The 14,901-nt window shown below is 53.4% G+C and carries 20 protein-coding genes and 1 pseudogene; 9 read left to right on the forward strand and 12 right to left on the reverse strand.

The annotated features are described in order from the left end of the window. Positions 1-5 precede the first annotated feature (5 nt). The gene (locus IB144_RS13770) at positions 6-932 is read right to left on the reverse strand and encodes a helix-turn-helix domain-containing protein (protein ID WP_032103266.1); all 927 of its coding nucleotides are present in this window, start codon (positions 930-932) and stop codon (positions 6-8) included. A 310-nt stretch (positions 933-1,242) separates the two neighbouring features. Here IB144_RS13770 and kbvR point away from each other — a divergent pair, with 310 nt between their 5' ends. Then, positions 1,243-1,854 (forward strand): LuxR family transcriptional regulator KbvR, encoded by a 612-nt coding sequence (kbvR, locus tag IB144_RS13775; protein WP_019705638.1) that lies wholly within the window; start codon positions 1,243-1,245, stop codon positions 1,852-1,854. Between the two features lie 30 nt (positions 1,855-1,884). Here kbvR and IB144_RS13780 read toward each other — a convergent pair whose 3' ends face one another. Next, positions 1,885-2,004 (reverse strand): small membrane protein, encoded by a 120-nt coding sequence (locus IB144_RS13780; protein WP_004195995.1) that lies wholly within the window; start codon positions 2,002-2,004, stop codon positions 1,885-1,887. 400 nt (positions 2,005-2,404) lie between these two features. Between IB144_RS13780 and IB144_RS13785 the strand changes: the two genes are divergently transcribed. Further along, entirely contained in the window at positions 2,405-3,622 is a 1,218-nt protein-coding gene (locus tag IB144_RS13785) for a diguanylate phosphodiesterase (protein ID WP_040170822.1), read from the forward strand. A 20-nt stretch (positions 3,623-3,642) separates the two neighbouring features. Here IB144_RS13785 and IB144_RS13790 read toward each other — a convergent pair whose 3' ends face one another. The 4 genes from IB144_RS13790 to IB144_RS13805 all read right to left on the reverse strand — a co-directional run bounded on the left by IB144_RS13790 (position 3,643) and on the right by IB144_RS13805 (position 5,341). Further along, on the reverse strand, positions 3,643-4,155 hold the full coding sequence (locus IB144_RS13790; RefSeq protein WP_004179742.1) for a 2-oxo-tetronate isomerase: 513 nt from the start codon (positions 4,153-4,155) through the stop codon (positions 3,643-3,645). A 165-nt stretch (positions 4,156-4,320) separates the two neighbouring features. Then, positions 4,321-4,794 (reverse strand): Hsp20 family protein, encoded by a 474-nt coding sequence (locus tag IB144_RS13795; protein WP_004183942.1) that lies wholly within the window; start codon positions 4,792-4,794, stop codon positions 4,321-4,323. A gap of 22 nt (positions 4,795-4,816) precedes the next feature. Continuing rightward, the gene (locus IB144_RS13800) at positions 4,817-5,014 is read right to left on the reverse strand and encodes a hypothetical protein (RefSeq protein WP_004190251.1); all 198 of its coding nucleotides are present in this window, start codon (positions 5,012-5,014) and stop codon (positions 4,817-4,819) included. A 225-nt stretch (positions 5,015-5,239) separates the two neighbouring features. After that, positions 5,240-5,341 carry a hypothetical protein gene (locus IB144_RS13805; protein WP_223174880.1) on the reverse strand — a complete coding sequence of 34 codons (102 nt, stop codon included), beginning with the start codon at positions 5,339-5,341 and terminating at the stop codon, positions 5,240-5,242. On the opposite strand from IB144_RS13805, the gene IB144_RS13810 reads away from it, so the two are divergent. From IB144_RS13810 to IB144_RS13820, 3 genes and pseudogenes are all read left to right on the forward strand, one after another. Continuing rightward, entirely contained in the window at positions 5,301-5,396 is a 96-nt protein-coding gene (locus IB144_RS13810; protein WP_271229884.1) for a YnaM/YnfT family protein, read from the forward strand. The two genes, IB144_RS13805 and IB144_RS13810, sit on opposite strands and share 41 nt — an antisense overlap. Before the next feature lie 219 nt (positions 5,397-5,615). After that, positions 5,616-5,739, forward strand: a pseudogene (locus tag IB144_RS13815) (hypothetical protein). 67 nt (positions 5,740-5,806) lie between these two features. Beyond that, on the forward strand, positions 5,807-6,442 hold the full coding sequence (locus IB144_RS13820; protein ID WP_004179740.1) for a helix-turn-helix transcriptional regulator: 636 nt from the start codon (positions 5,807-5,809) through the stop codon (positions 6,440-6,442). Here IB144_RS13820 and IB144_RS13825 read toward each other — a convergent pair. Both IB144_RS13825 and IB144_RS13830 read right to left on the reverse strand, forming a co-directional pair. Next, positions 6,439-6,561, reverse strand: coding sequence for a small membrane protein (locus tag IB144_RS13825; RefSeq protein WP_004143611.1), 123 nt, complete (start codon positions 6,559-6,561; stop codon positions 6,439-6,441). The two genes, IB144_RS13820 and IB144_RS13825, sit on opposite strands and share 4 nt — an antisense overlap. A gap of 54 nt (positions 6,562-6,615) precedes the next feature. Further along, positions 6,616-6,744, reverse strand: a complete 129-nt coding sequence (locus IB144_RS13830; RefSeq protein ID WP_004219446.1) for a hypothetical protein — start codon at positions 6,742-6,744, stop codon at positions 6,616-6,618. Between the two features lie 171 nt (positions 6,745-6,915). On the opposite strand from IB144_RS13830, the gene IB144_RS13835 reads away from it, so the two are divergent. Next, positions 6,916-7,590, forward strand: a complete 675-nt coding sequence (locus IB144_RS13835; RefSeq protein ID WP_004179739.1) for an SOS response-associated peptidase — start codon at positions 6,916-6,918, stop codon at positions 7,588-7,590. Positions 7,591-7,640: 50 nt separating this feature from the next. On the opposite strand, the gene IB144_RS13840 is transcribed toward IB144_RS13835, so the two are convergent. Next, positions 7,641-8,483, reverse strand: coding sequence for a helix-turn-helix transcriptional regulator (locus IB144_RS13840; RefSeq protein ID WP_074440769.1), 843 nt, complete (start codon positions 8,481-8,483; stop codon positions 7,641-7,643). 27 nt (positions 8,484-8,510) lie between these two features. Between IB144_RS13840 and IB144_RS13845 the strand changes: the two genes are divergently transcribed. Continuing rightward, complete coding sequence (locus tag IB144_RS13845) at positions 8,511-8,897, forward strand: nuclear transport factor 2 family protein (protein WP_004143614.1); 387 nt, start codon at positions 8,511-8,513, stop codon at positions 8,895-8,897. A gap of 77 nt (positions 8,898-8,974) precedes the next feature. Here IB144_RS13845 and dcp read toward each other — a convergent pair whose 3' ends face one another. Next, the gene (gene dcp / locus IB144_RS13850) at positions 8,975-11,020 is read right to left on the reverse strand and encodes a peptidyl-dipeptidase Dcp (protein ID WP_016946663.1); all 2,046 of its coding nucleotides are present in this window, start codon (positions 11,018-11,020) and stop codon (positions 8,975-8,977) included. A 130-nt stretch (positions 11,021-11,150) separates the two neighbouring features. On the opposite strand from dcp, the gene ydfG reads away from it, so the two are divergent. Next, complete coding sequence (gene ydfG, locus IB144_RS13855) at positions 11,151-11,900, forward strand: bifunctional NADP-dependent 3-hydroxy acid dehydrogenase/3-hydroxypropionate dehydrogenase YdfG (protein ID WP_002903733.1); 750 nt, start codon at positions 11,151-11,153, stop codon at positions 11,898-11,900. A gap of 91 nt (positions 11,901-11,991) precedes the next feature. After that, on the forward strand, positions 11,992-12,678 hold the full coding sequence (locus tag IB144_RS13860) for a GntR family transcriptional regulator (RefSeq protein WP_004143618.1): 687 nt from the start codon (positions 11,992-11,994) through the stop codon (positions 12,676-12,678). Positions 12,679-12,728: 50 nt separating this feature from the next. On the opposite strand, the gene IB144_RS13865 is transcribed toward IB144_RS13860, so the two are convergent. Then, complete coding sequence (locus IB144_RS13865) at positions 12,729-13,160, reverse strand: universal stress protein (RefSeq protein ID WP_002903728.1); 432 nt, start codon at positions 13,158-13,160, stop codon at positions 12,729-12,731. A 264-nt stretch (positions 13,161-13,424) separates the two neighbouring features. Further along, positions 13,425-14,888 (reverse strand): fructuronate reductase, encoded by a 1,464-nt coding sequence (locus IB144_RS13870; RefSeq protein ID WP_004224666.1) that lies wholly within the window; start codon positions 14,886-14,888, stop codon positions 13,425-13,427. Positions 14,889-14,901: the final 13 nt, after the last annotated feature.

The following is a 14,901-nucleotide window of genomic DNA, read 5'->3' on the forward strand; positions in this document are numbered from 1 at the left end:
CCACCTTAACTTCGCCCCGGCACAGGCCCTGACCCACTACCGCTGTCAGACCGCAGACCCGCTGCCGACAGCGTCACCGGGATAAAATAGCGTACGCGATAGCGCCTGTCCCCTGCCTCTTCGCCTTCCGCATGGCGGGTTATAAAACATTCAATGTCATAGCCGTCCCGACGACTTACCCCCAGGGATGGCAGCAGCTCCATATACAGATCGCTGGATAAACGAGCATAACGTGACCAACTGCCGTAGAATTCAACCCCGACATAAAGCCCTGACCGGGTGGTCAGCGAGCTGTTCATGGCCAGCGCGGGGGGCAGCTTTCCCGCCTCATGACAGCCGACAAAAGCGTTAACCTCGACGTTAAGCTCATTTTTGCTCGCCGCGGCGTAGTCGGAAAGTACGGAAAGCGAGCCTCCGCCAGCGGTGAAAAAACGGTCAACCTTTTGTCTGATGCTCGTCTTAGCGGTGCTTTGCAACACCAAATCCGACAGGCGCAGTTCATACTTCATCGGATAGCCGTAATAGACCTGTTCCGGCAGAGAAAAAAAACGAGCCAGAGGTAGGCTCTCTCCGTCCGGGTGAAACTTTTTCAACAGCTTTGCCGTGTCCCAGTGCGCCGCGCAACGGTATTCACGTGGCGAGAGCGAAAAGCGCTTCTTAAACTCCCGGGAAAAGGTCTGCGGCGAGTCATAGCTTAACTGCCAGGCAATAGCGGCGATCGGTTGCCGTGTTAAGCGCAGACTGACCGCTGCGATGGTCAACCGCCGCAGACGAATATACTGCCCGATGGGTAACTGGCCATACTGGTAAAACACGTCGTACACAAACCGACGCGAATAGCCCATATACTGCGCCAGGTCATCGATCGCCGGGTTACAATAGATATTATCCTCCAGCCACGCCAGCATTTTCAAATAGAGCATCTGCTTCATAAGTACGGCATACATCCTGTATTCTTGTCCTCCGCTAATTTTAACAACAGAGCGCGGCTATCACTAAGCTTTTTATGCATCGCAAAAATAAAAAAACAGGAAACGGCTTTAAATAGTGAAAAACATATGCTTAAGGTTTTGTTTATTAGGAACTTTCGCATATCAATATACCGTTATCTCACTTTCCCCACCAGATATTGCATTAATGGAAAACATCCCTTAGATTACCACGGCTAAAAATAGTACCTGCATCATCATTATATTCTTTAATTTATCCAGATATGTTTTTTAATGCCCACAGGGAAGTTATATGACTAATTTTTTGTTCAATATAAAAAATCACTATTTGCGAGTCGCTATTGCTGAACTGGTTGATGAAGCGATGAAGGCCGCCGGGCGGCCACACTATCAGTTTTCTCAACAATGGGATGCAGGATCGATGGCGCAAGCTGATGTGATATTCACGGAAATGGTCGCGGGGGAGTGGTACTTGTGCCAGGATCTTTTTCAGCATGCCCCGGAACAATATACGCTTTTTATTTTCCCGGACAATGAACACGCTACCGTAGATGAGGGTTTACCGAATTGTCTGCAGCATGTGGTGTTTATGCCGCCTCACGCTCGCGTTCAGCGGCTGAAAGATGAGATAGCTAACGCCATTGAGCGTCCGCTGCTACCGCGGCAAGACCCGCCGTTCAATCGTCTGCGGCGTTGCATTAATTGCGCCTGCAGGTCGGTCAGCGACGCGCAAACCAAAGTCATTTACGCGTTCAGTATTGGCCTGAGCCCTCATGAAGTCGCCGCTGCGCTAAATATTAGTCCCAAAACGATTCATTCACATAAAAAGAATATTATGAGTAAATTTAATTTGAATAGCCGTCAGCAGTTTAACAACCTTGTGCAACTGCTCGCCAAACGCTGATACAACTCGTCATTTTATTCTGTCAAACAATCATCTTCTGGAACGGAAAACATACCGTCTCTTGCGCCTTTCCTGAATATAGGAAAAGCCACTCCATAAAGAAATGATGGGACATAAAATCAGACACAAAATAATAAAGAAGTCGCTCATATCAAACCTGACAAAAGAATTTAATTTAGAGTAATAATATTCACTCGATTATATTCAGGCAAGACCAGCGCCTCATTTTTGAGAGTGGGAAATAGAATGGTAGGATAATTCCTGGTAGCGAATATTAACAGGTAAAATAAGACGCAGCGCCAGTGTCTGAGGAGGGAATGAGAGGCCTGTTAGCGTCATTTTGCATTGAGGATGAGAAAAAGATAGCCAAATGTGTAATTCCCTGTACAGTGGAGGGAATCACAAAGTGAAGCTCGCGTTCCGCGTAGCGGACATCACGGTTGGTTGAATGTTTGTACATATCAGCCTCGCCCTCCTTTAGGGTCAGGCCATACTCATCTTGCATGCTGAGCGCGGATGTTCTTACGCCGCGGGAGCGATCGTAACAACTATGCTAACCACCCTGATTTACCGCAGCCAGGTTCATCCTGACCGCCCGCCCGTCGATCTCGACGCTTTAGTCCATCGCGCCAGCAGTAAAAATTTGCCCCTTGGCATCACCGGCATTCTGCTGTTTAACGGCCTGCAGTTTTTCCAGGTCCTGGAAGGGACTGAGGAGGCACTTGAGTCGCTGTTCAGCGAAATCCAAAGCGACCCGCGTCATCGCGACGTAGTGGAGCTGATGCGCGATTACTCAGCCTACCGACGTTTTCACGGCACCGGAATGCGCATACTGGATCTCCGGCTGTTTGAAACCGATGGCGCGCTGGAGGAAATTCTGCGCTTTAGCACGTTTGGGGTCACCGAACCGGTCAACGACCGGATGTTCCGGCTGCTTAGCGCCTTCATTGCCGACGGCGGCCGCTATTGCCTGCCCGAGCCGCTGCAGCCCTCTCGCTGGATGATGATGCCCGCGTCAGGTACGGCCGCGCCGCAGCACCTGCCCGGTCAACCTTGCCAGTTTGCTCTGCAGGCTATTGTCGAGCCGGCTAAAAAGCGAGTTTCTTCCTTTGAGGCTCTGATCCGCAGCCCAACCGGCGGCTCTCCCGTGGAAATGTTTGCCGCCATTGCGGCGGAGGATCGCTACCGTTTTGATCTTGAAAGCAAAGCGTATGCATTCGCTCTCGCCGGCCTGCTGCCGCTCGGGAAACATCAGCTGGCGATTAACCTGTTGCCCGGATCGCTGTATCACCACCCTGACGCCGTAGGCTGGCTGATGGACAGCCTGCTGGCGGCCGGCCTCAGACCGGATCAGGTACTGATCGAGGTCACCGAGACAGAGGTGATCACCTGCTTTGACCAGTTCCGCAAGGTGCTCAAAGCCCTGCGCGTCGCGGGCATGAAGCTGGCCATCGACGACTTTGGCGCAGGTTATTCCGGCCTGTCGTTACTGACCCGTTTTCAGCCTGATAAAATCAAAGTGGATGCGGAACTGGTGCGCGATATCCATATTAGCGGCACCAAACAGGCGATTGTCGCCTCGGTCGTTCGCTGCTGCGAGGATCTTGGCATTACGGTGGTGGCTGAAGGTGTCGAAACCCTGGAGGAGTGGTGCTGGCTGCAGTCGGTGGGCATTCGCCTGTTTCAGGGCTTTCTCTTTTCCCGACCCTGCCTTAACGGCATCGGGGAGATCTGCTGGCCGGTAGCGCGCCAGGCAATGGACCTGTAAGGCCGCGCACCCGGGCATCGTCACTGCCAGTGGGGAAGCTTTTCGCTCAGCGCCGCCAGGGCATATCGTACCGCTTTCGCCACCACGGTCTCACAGTCGCCGGCAAAGCACATCCGTTTGGTTTCAGTCTGGCCGCGAAAATTCCAGGCAAACCATACCGTGCCGGCGGGGGTACCATCTTCCCCGCCCTCCGGTCCGGCGTAGCCGCTGACGGCGATGGCGATATCGGCCCCGGCGAGCGCCAGAATACCAGAGGACATCTCCTGAACGCAGGCTTCGCTGACGGCGCTGTGTACCGCCAGGGTTTCCGCGCGAACCTGCAGCACGTTGCGCTTGGCTTCATCGCTGAAGGTCACTACGCCGGTATCATAAAATGCCGCGGTATCCGCCTGGGCACAGAGCGCTGCCGCCAGATTCCCTCCGGTGCAGGACTCCGCCGTGGTCAGTCGCCAACCGCGCGCGATCAGCGCCCGAGCCACTTCAGCGGTTAGTTCATGCGTACTGTTTGCGTCGCTATCGATCTCGTCAGTCATTCTTCCTCCTCGCCGAAATTGAAAGAAATAGCAGACTCACTGCGTCTGTTAACAGAATAGCATATCGATTTCTTTGTCGTCGGGAGGCCATTTATATTTTCAGGGGGAAAGGATAAAGGCCCGCAGGGCGGGCCTTTAAGGTAACATCGTCGGAACAACGGTGAATCAAACTTTATGTTCTATCACGCGCCCCTGATTCTCGATCGCAATTTTACGCGGTTTTTCGCTCTCCGGGATCTCCTGGTGGATGGCTATTTTTAAGATGCCGCTATCCAGCTGCGCCTGATTAATTTGGGCGTGTTCAGGAAGAGAGAAACTGAGCTGGAAATTAGCGCGGCGGATACCTTTATAAATCCAGCGTTCACCGCTGTCTGTCGAGGAATCGGTTTCCTGGCGTTTCCCGGAAATATGCAGATTCCCCCCTACGGTTTCTATTTCCAGCTCATCATCTTTCCAGCCAGGCACGCTGACGCTGAGCAGGAAATTGCTGTCGTCGACTTTCTGTAAATCATAAGCCGGTAAAGTGCCCACCGGCGTATCGCCCGTTAACTGGCTGAAAAGACGGTCAATACGATTAAAGCGATCGGCAAAAAGAGAATCAGCAAATACCGGGAGTGCTGACAAGGTTTTGAGTGCCATAATTAACCTCCTGAATATTCATTCAAAAGCTCAACATAAAGGCAAGCATTGCTTGTCCGCTATATAAAATAATATCTAAGGCGCGTTTTTCAAGACCCGAAATAAAAAATTTTTCTTCGCCAGCCTCAGTGAAAAATAAGCATGCCGGTGGCGAAGTTACCCCCGCCCGACGGCGGGGGCTGTGGCGCTTCTGAGTCCCATAACTGATGCTGTTTAACATTCAATAAACAGAAGCGACATGTATATATAACTTGTTTAAGGGGATGTCAACGTCCGAATCGCTCCCCCTTTGCCGTCGTGTATTCTCCCCATGAACAGCGCGTTTAGCAACACGGCTGCCTGTCAGGATCCCCTTGCCAACAGCGGCGCTTCGACGTGGCATTCGCCTTGTTGCCGTCAACCGGACGCCGCTGGTGAAAATATACCCGGCCGGGTAAGGAACCTTTCATCCGACACCGTGCCTAATGATCTGCATACGCACTTTCTGAGGCACCGCCATGACCAGCATTTTTATCTCAACCACCCTGTTCGCCCTCTTCGCGTCGATGTTGATCGGCCTGGGAATGGTGTGGAAAAGCATTTCCAACAATCCTGATAACTGATTCTGTTGTACGCCGTTGCTGTTCACCCTCCGCAGCGGCGGGTCTACCCCGCCCCTTTTTATCAATGACCACCCCAGGTTTCGCTCAGGCGCAATCTCCTCAAGGACCCGCGCCTGCAAAAGGTATTTTTGAAAAAGCAATTCATACAGTGAATAAGTAACTCTGATTAATATATTTGAGACCAGAATTAACGCATGCAATATAAGCAATTTAAGCAGTTTGTGCCAAATTAGCGGTCATGCCCGCGCAACGCTAAAAAAATAAGTCATTGATTAATATGCCATTAATTTCACTCGCCAGCTCAAAGTCCAAAATTAGACTTATTGCATTTGTTGATTATTAGAAATATCCTAAAGGCATACGCATTTAATGTTCTCCACTTTAAATGCATGACAACTTTCACGATCGCCATGACTATGCCTGATATTTTAATTAACACTGAAAACATATTTCTTAATCGCGGAATTTGCGAACTGCTTAGCGAGATCGCGAAAGAAGAACACATCCGTGAACCGTATTCCGTTGTGGACTGTTCCACAGATATATTAGGTCCGATTGATATGCTGTTCACAGAAATGGCCGCTGGTGAACATTATCTATGCCACCCGTTTTTCAAAAAACTTCCTCCGCACACGTCTATTTTTATTTTCGTCGCCACCGACAGCGCTTTGCAGGTTGAACAGTTACCACTTTGTCTACGCGATGCCACTTTTATCAGCATGAACAGCGGCTTGCGCCGCGTAAAAAATCAGATTGCAAAACGTCTGACGGAGTCGACAACATCTAGTTGCGGTGGGCTGGAAAAAGACAGCAGACGCTGTGTCAAATGCCCTCGGTTAACCTTGACCAAATCACAACTTTATATTATCGATGCGATCAGAACGGGAATGAACAATCAGCAGATAGCGCAAAAACTGGGCATCAGTCATAAGACGATCTTCTCTCACAAAATCAATATTATGAAAAAATTCCAAATAGCTACCAAACAAGAGTTAACGAGATTCTCATCTGTTGCTCTTGCGCTTTCCGCAGGAAGGATCGGTTAACGTCGGAATTTATTAAAGCGCATCTTCATTTTTCTTCTTTCTCTAACATAGGACAGGCCAAAAAACAAAGATGTAAACAATAACACCACCGCCAGGACTAATAATAGTAAGTTACTCATAACAACCTTTTAAAAGATAAAGATGACTTTTTAAATAATAAGGGGTGGATATTTTCAAATACAACCCAGCGACAACCATTTCAAACAAAGGTAAAACTCTGTGCGATAATTCTGAAAGATAATAAAAAGAGTAAAAACGATTTCCTTTATCAGACAGGCGTTAGGGTAATAACGATGAAGCATAAACGGACAATGCCAGGCCTAACGCCCAGCGTGTACTGTCGCGACGTCAGGCAAGATGACGGCCTGAAATAATGGTCTACTAACGTGGAAGGAGCGTGGTGATTGGGCAGGTGAAAACACCGTTTTGCAGCTGATCTATACTGTTAGTCAGACATGACGCTGGAGGTGGCTATGTGCGGACGTTTTGCGCAAGCGCAAAGCCGGGAGGAATACCTGGCGCATCTCGTGGAAGCGGCCGAACGAGATATTGCCTGGGACCCGGCGCCTATCGGGCGCTATAACGTCGCGCCCGGGACAAAAGTTTTACTCCTCAATGAACGCGATGAGCAACTCCATCTCGATGCCGTTTACTGGGGCTATGCGCCAGGATGGTGGGATAAACCGCCGCTGATTAATGCCCGGGTTGAGACTGCAGCCTCCAGCAGGATGTTCAAGCCGCTGTGGGAGCACGGACGGGCGATCTGCTTCGCCGACGGCTGGTTTGAGTGGAAAAAGGAAGGAAATACAAAGCAGCCATACTTTATCCAGCGTAAGGATGGCCAGCCAATTTTTATGGCCGCGATTGGTCGGACTCCGTTCGAACGTGGGGACCATGCCGAAGGATTCTTGATCGTGACGGCCGCCGCCGATCGCGGTCTTGTCGATATTCATGACCGTCGGCCGTTGGTCCTGGCGCCTGAAGCCGCCCGGGAATGGATGAGGCAGGATGTCACCGGCGCGGAAGCGGCGGAGATAGCCAGCGACGGAGCCGTTTCCGCCGACGATTTTACCTGGCACCCGGTAACGCGGGCGGTCGGCAATGTGAAAAATCAGGGGCCCGAATTACTTGCCCCTCTCATCCCATGACAAACGTAATCAAAGCGGCGGATAACGCATCATGTTCAGCGAAGAGATAATTAAATTTTATACCGCCCTGGAGTAGTGCCGAACATCCGACGGAACAAGGCTATGAAGGCACTCACATTGTCATATCCCAGATCCAGCGCTATCGCCGTCACTGGCTTGCCGGCAGCCAGTAGCTCAAGAGCCCTGAGTAAGCGTATCCGCTGTCGCCATTCATTGAAGCTAAAACCCGTTTCGGCTCGGAATCGTCGCGTGAGCGTGCGTGATGACATGCCGGCCCAGGCTGCCCATTCTTCCAACCTGCGCCCGTCGTCCGGGTTTGCTGACAGCGCCTGCGCGATTCTGAGCAATCGGCTATCTTGCGGCATTGGAAGCCCAAGATTAACCCTGGGAAGGGAACCAATTTCATCAAGAATAACGCCAGCTAAACGTTTTTGGGACGCATTAAGCTCTACACCTTGCCATGCAGCCGCTCGCGTTATCGCTTCACGCAGCAGATTTGTCATTGAGAGAACAGATGGCTTATCAGGTAGCTCGCCACAGGCTTTGGCAGAAACATAAACACTCCATCCTGAATATGTACCGTGCGAGCACAGGCCGTGCGGAACACCTGGCGGTATCCAGACGGCATGTGTTGCCGGTACCACCCAGCGACAATCACCGCTATCGACCGTAAGTAGCCCACGTATGGCACCGATTAACTGCCCACAGCTGTGATGGTGGCGTGGAGTCTCCCGTATTACCTCAGACTGACGTACCGCGACGAGTAAAGTGGGTCCCTGGGGTGAAAACACCGGTTCGAATGGAATCAATGGATCGTGCATATTGGCGTGTTTGAGGTGTTTAATGTCTTTTATACCGTACTGAAGCCAGTTAGTCGATTGTAAAGTATTCATCACTTTCACAGAGGACTAACCATCAAAATGATTACTATTACTAGGGTATTGGATGAAATTATCAACCACCAACAGATACCACTGGATCGGATACTCAGTCGCTATTTTAGTCCCGGTTATCGGCAGCGTACTGATAACAAGTGGGAAGGATTAGATGGCTTTGCTCAGCATGCGCGTAGACTCCGGGAAATTATCGCCTTCGCTAAAATTGAGTTACATGACGAACTTCGTAACGGGAATCTTTATGCCACAAGGCATCGCGTTCTGTGCACCAGGCGCAGCGGAGAAGAGGTGGACATGGAAGTTTATATGTTCGCTGAAATAGATGATTCCGGGCGCTTCATTCGTATCGAAGAAGCCACGCTAATGCTTAAAGGGAGAGAGAGCGATAGAGATTTAGGCAGCGTGAGGTAAAAGAAATATAAGGTTACGACTAGATCAGACAAAAAACCGGGCAGCGCGCCCGGTTATCTTGTCAGACTAAAATTGCCCTACGCACTCAACCCGCGATTTTTCAGCATCGGCTCAATCTGCGGATCGTGTCCGCGCCACTGGCGATACAGTTCAGCTAAATCAGTGCTGTTCCCGCGTGATAAAATCGCCTCACGGAAACGCTGACCGTTCTCACGGGTCAAACCGCCCTGCTCCACGAACCATTGATAGCCGTCGTCGGCCAGCATCTGGGTCCACAGATAGGCGTAATAGCCTGCCGCATAGCCGCCGCCGAAGATATGGGAGAAATAGCTGCTGCGATAGCGCGGGGGGACCGCCGCCAGATCCAGGTTCTCTTCCCGAAGCACCAGCTGCTCAAACGCGTCCACCTCCTCCGGTAATGCCGAGGTCGACAGGCTATGCCACCGCATATCGAGTAACGCAGCAGCCAACAGCTCGCTCATGTCGTACCCTTTATTGAAGGTTGCCGCACGCAACATATTGTCGCGTAGCGCTTGCGGCATCGGCTCCCCGGACTGGTAGTGCTTCGCGTAGTGGGCAAACACCTGCGGCTGGCTGGCCCAGTGTTCGAAGATCTGCGAAGGAAATTCGACAAAATCGCGCGGCGTATTGGTCCCCGAGAGACTGGCGTAGCGCTGGCTGGCGAACAGCCCATGCAGGGTATGGCCGAACTCATGAAACAGGGTGATCACCTCATCCCACGACAGCAGCGCGCTCTGCCCTGCCTGCGGGCGGACGTAGTTGCAGACATTGTAGATAACCGGGCGCTGCGCGCGCAGAGTCGACTGTTCGACAAACACATCCATCCATGCGCCGCCGCTCTTTGAGTCACGAGCGTAGTAGTCACCGTAAAACAGCGCCATCCCTTCGCCGTTGTGATCGAAGATCTCCCAGACCCGCACATCCGGGTGATAGACCGGTATATCGAAGCGCTCAACAAAGCGCAGCCCAAAGAGCTGCGTTGCCGTCCAGAAGACGCCGTCGTGCAGCACCCGCTCGAGGGCAAAATAGGGTTTGAGCTGCGCGTCGTCAATGGCGTAGGCAGCCCGCCGCACCTGCTCGCTGTAGTAAAGCCAGTCCCATGCCGTCGCGCGAAAACCCCCGCCTTCGTTGTCGATCACCTGCTGGATGTCCGCCAACTCACGTTCCGCCCTCGCCCGCGCCGCCGGCGCGATCTGACGCATAAAGCCCAATGCCTCCGCCGGGGAAGCCGCCATTTGATCGGTCAGCGCCCAGCTGGCGTAATCAGCGGCTCCCAACAGCTCAGCCTGCTGCGCGCGGATCGCCGCCAGCCGCAGTACCAGGTCACGCGTATCATGCTCATCGCCCTGCTGATTGCGGGTCCAGCCGGCGGCGAAGAGATTCTCCCGCGTTTGCCGGTCGCGCAGCGCAAGCAGCTGCGGCTGCTGGGTGGTATTGGTCAGCGTCAGCAACCAGCGGTCGCTAAGCCCTCTTTCACGCGCTGCGTCAGCCGCCGCCGCTATCTCCTCATCGCTCAGGCCAGCCAGTTGATGCCGGTAATCAACCACCAGGCCGCCGCTTTTTGCCGCTCCCAGCAGTCGCTGCTGGAACTGACTTTGCAGCGTAGCCGCTTCGGTGTTCAGTGTGCGCAGCGCCGCCTGCTGCTCGGGAGCCAGCGTCGCCCCGGCGTGAACAAAACGTTGCCACGTCAGGGTCAGGAGACGATAGGACTCGCTGTCCAGCGCCAGCGCGTCGCGCTGCTCGTAGACGCTGTTCACGCGCTGAAACAAGGCCGCATTAAGCCAGATGTCATTCCCCAGCTCGGCGAGTTCGGCGGAAAATTGTTCATCCAGTGATTGAATATAAGGATTGGTATGGGCGCCAGCCATGGCGAAAAAGACCCGCGTCACCCGCGCCAGCAGCTGACCACTCTGCTCCAGCGCCTCGAGCGTGTTGGCGAAACTGGCCGGCTGCGGATTGTCGATAATAGCGCGAATTTCGGCCCGCTGCTGCCGGACGCCCTCATCAAACGCCGGGCGATAGTGGCTGTCGTCAATCACATCGAACGGCGGCGCCTGGTAAGGCAACGTACTGACGCTAAAAAAGGGGTTTCGTTCGGACATCTTTCTCTCCTGTACAGGCTAATGCTGTAAGATTAGGCCTCTCCTTAAGGGGTCGCAATGATTTCCGTTACCGGTCGCCGCCTGTGCGTGCTATGGTATGAAAACACAAAAAGCGTTGAGGAACAGTAAGATGATTATCATGGTCACCGGCGCCACCGCCGGTTTTGGTGAAAGTATTACTCGCCGTTTTATCGCTAACGGTCATAAAGTGATTGCCACCGGTCGTCGTGAAGAGCGCCTGAAGACGCTGAAAGACGAGCTGGGCGATAATCTTTATATCGCGCAACTTGACGTCCGCAACCGCGCCGCCATTGAGACGCTGATTGCTGACCTGCCGGCCGAGTGGCAGGCTATCGATGTGCTGGTGAACAACGCCGGCCTGGCGCTTGGTCTGGAGCCGGCGCACCGCGCCAGTGTGGAAGACTGGGAAGATATGATCGACACCAATAATAAAGGGCTGGTGTACATGACCCGCGCCGTGCTGCCGGGGATGGTGGAGCGCAATCGCGGCCATATCATCAATATCGGCTCTACGGCAGGCAGCTGGCCTTACGCCGGCGGAAACGTCTATGGGGCGACCAAAGCCTTTGTCCGTCAGTTTAGCCTCAATCTTCGTACCGACCTGCACGGCACCGCGGTGCGCGTGACCGACATCGAGCCGGGTCTGGTGGGCGGCACCGAGTTTTCTAACGTCCGCTTTAAGGGCGATGACGCTAAAGCCGAAAAAGCTTACGAAAATACCCAAGCGCTAACGCCGGAAGATGTGACCGAGGCGGTCTGGTGGGTCGCCACCCTGCCGAAACATGTCAACATCAACACCCTGGAGATGATGCCGGTGAGTCAGAGCTTTGCCGGACTCAGCGTTCACCGTCAGGGCTAACCGTCAGCCACCCGGCCTGCGGGCCGGGTATGGGCGGAAACGCAAAAAACGCGTAAAATAGTGCGCATAACCCCCTAAAAAGTAACCATCAATGGCCGCAGAATCGCAACTGAATCCGACGCAACCCGTCAATCAGCAAATTTATCGCATCCTCCGCCGGGATATCGTTCACTGCCTGATCCCGCCTGGTACACCGCTGTCGGAGAAAGAAGTCTCCGTGCGTTTTGCGGTGTCTCGTCAGCCGGTGCGCGAAGCCTTCATTAAGCTGGCGGAAAACGGACTTATCCAGATTCGTCCCCAGCGCGGTAGCTACGTCAATAAAATCTCATTGTCGCAGGTGCGTAATGGTTGCTTCGTCCGCCAGGCGATTGAGTGCGCGGTGGTTCGCCGTGCCGCCGGCATGATTAACGAAGAGCAACTTTATCAGCTGGAACAGAATCTTCACCAGCAGCGTATTGCCGTTGATCGGCAGCAGTTAAACGACTTTTTCCTGCTCGATGATGAATTTCACCAGAAGCTGTCGATTATCGCCGACTGTCAGCTGGCCTGGGATACGGTGGAAAATATTAAAGCCGCCATCGATCGCGTCCGCTATATGAGTCTGGACCATGTCACCTCTCCGGAGATGCTTCTGCGCCAGCATCATGAGATTTTTACCGCGCTGGAAAAACGCGATGCCGAGGCGGTAGAAAAAGCCATGAGTATCCATTTGCATGAAATCAGCGAATCCGTACTGCTGATTCGCCAGGAGAACCGCGACTGGTTTAGTGAAGAATAAGAGTCAGACGGCTGCCGGCATGGCCGACGCAGCCGTCGTCATTGAAGGGATTATCTAACGACCAATACCGGCGTTTTGGCGTAGCGCAGAATTGACTCGGCGTTGGAGCCCAGCAGATGGGTCGAGATCCCCGGTTTGCGGGAACCAATCACAATGACATCGAACTCTTCGTTGTTACTGATAGCCAGAATTTCGTCACGCACGTTGCCAAAGACTACGCGGGTATGGATCCGCGTCATGGGGATGGCGAACAGTCGCGCCACCTCGCGCATTTTTTTCTCCGACTCTTCTTTCATATAGGCTTCAAACTTACGAATATCCGCCGTAAAACCGCGCAATAGCGAACGGCTGCTGTTCGGCAGAACGTTGAGCAAGGTGATCTCGCCATTTTCGGCCGAAGCGAGAAATTCCGCGTGACGCACCGCTTTATCGCTTAAATCCATTTCAAAGACATCAACAGGCAATAAAATTTTTTTATACATGGCCCGTACTCCTTTTGCAGAGAAAGTTCTTTTTCAATAACTTAACTATGCCATTATTGCGGTGAAATACCAGCCATTGTTCGGAAAAATAACAGCTAATTATCTTTAGTAAATCAGGGAAATATAGAGTTATGTATAGACATTGCGTTCGATCATATTCTGCGTCTGCTAAAACCGATCGTCAGCAAAAAATAGACATCAGCGGAGTATCGTAAAAATAACTGAAGAGCCGGTGTCGACCCCGGGACCGACACCGGAAAAAGATTATTGCGCGGCGGCCCACGCGGCGACGGTAGCTTTAGCCCCCTGCCGCTGCAGCGCTAAGTAGGCGCGGGTCACCGCCGTGACAAAGCGTAACTCCTGCGGCAATTCGACGCCGAAAATCGCCTCAATACCCAGCAGCGCTTTGACTCGCGCTTCGCCATCGGCGCTGGCAGCCACCGCTTGCTGGATAACCGGCAACAACGGGTCGCATATCTCGATTGCCTGGCCCGCATCGTCAACGCCGCCAACGTAGCGCATCCACCCTGCCACGCCCAGCGCCAGCAGTGTAAAATCACGCTGATGCACCAGATGCCAGCGTATTGAGTCCAGCATGCGCTGGGGCAACTTCTGGCTGCCGTCCATGGCTATCTGCCAGGTGCGGTGCTTCAGCGCCGGATTGCAGTAACGGTCAATCAGCAAACTGGCATAGCGTGACAGATCCACCCCCTGCACCTTCAGCGTTGGTGCTTGTTCGTCCAGCATCAACGACAGCGCCGCGCGACGGTAGTTATCGTCCTGCATACAGTCGTTGATATGCTGATAACCGGCCAGATAGCCGAGATAAGCGAGGAACGAATGGCTACCATTGAGCATTCTCAGCTTCATCTCTTCGAAAGGCACCACGTCGGCGACCAGTTCCGCTCCCGCTTTCTCCCACTGCGGACGTCCGGCAACAAAGTTATCCTCAATCACCCACTGACGGAAAGGTTCGCAGGCCACCCCGGCCGGGTCGCGCACCCCGGTCAGCTGGGTAATTTTATCGAGGGTTTCGGCAGTCACCGCCGGGACAATCCGGTCCACCATGGTCGACGGAAAGGTGACATTCTGCTCTATCCATGCGGCAAGATCCTCGTCTAAAGCCCGGGCGTAGGCGCAGACGACGTTGCGCATAACGTGACCATTTTCCGGCATGTTATCGCAGGACATCACGGTAAAAGCAGGCAGGCCGGCCGCCCGGCGGCGAGATAAGGCCTCCACCACTACCCCCGCCGCCGATTTTGGCTGGTGCGGGTTATGCAGATCGGCGGCGATCAGCGGGTGATCGAGCTGCAGTTCGCCGCTGGCTGGCGAATGGCAATAGCCTTTCTCAGTAATCGTCAGGGAGACAATGGCCACCTGTGGCTGGCACATCGCCGCCAGCACCGCTTCGAGACCATCAACCCCGGCGTGCAGCGCTTGCTTCACCACACCAACCACGCGCGCGGTCCAGGCGTCGGCGGACATTTCGGCGACGGTATACAGCAGATCCTGCTGCTGGAGATCGGCGATCTGCTGCTCGCCGCCAATCAGATTAACTTCGGTGTAGCCCCAGTCGCTGCCGTGCTCGCTGGCCAGTATATCGGCATACACAGCCTGATGAGCGCGATGAAACGCGCCAAAACCAAGATGAACGATACGGGGGATCAGTGCGCTGCGATCGTAGGTCGGCAGCGTGGCGTTAGCGGTTAAGAGGGTGTTTTCCATGATGACTCTCGTT

The organism is Klebsiella sp. K4 (assembly GCF_014596785.2).
Lineage (GTDB): Bacteria > Pseudomonadota > Gammaproteobacteria > Enterobacterales > Enterobacteriaceae > Klebsiella > Klebsiella pneumoniae.